The organism is Pseudomonas sp. PME37.24/025, assembly GCF_055556615.1.
In genome coordinates this window covers 1-255 of sequence record NZ_JBVHNK010000370.1, presented here as the reverse complement: position 1 = coordinate 255, position 255 = coordinate 1, and the positions used below count along the sequence as shown (strand labels likewise).

The following is a 255-nucleotide window of genomic DNA, read 5'->3' as shown; positions in this document are numbered from 1 at the left end:
TGAAGCTCGGCGGGGCCGGCGTCGTCGCTCTTCTCGAGAACCCGGCGCACGGTCGGTCGCTCTCGTGCCGGTACTTCGCCGTGTCCGTGCTCGGCCACGCACCGCGCGGTCAGCACCTGGACGCCCGCGGGATCGCGCCGTTCCGCGTGACCGACCCGTTGAAGTGGGCGCTCAGCCTCCCCGCGGCCCGTTGACCCCGGCATCCGTCCTCCTCCACACCCATCGAAAGGAACCCCGTGTCGATCACTCTCAGCA

At 70.6% G+C, this 255-nt stretch carries 1 protein-coding gene; it reads left to right on the top strand.

Annotated features, from left to right (window positions below; translation table 11 throughout):
• A partial coding sequence (locus ACZ3HH_RS30730) for a hypothetical protein (RefSeq protein ID WP_465810452.1) occupies nt 1-194 on the top strand: 194 nt, incomplete at its 5' end.
• Nucleotides 195-255: the final 61 nt, after the last annotated feature.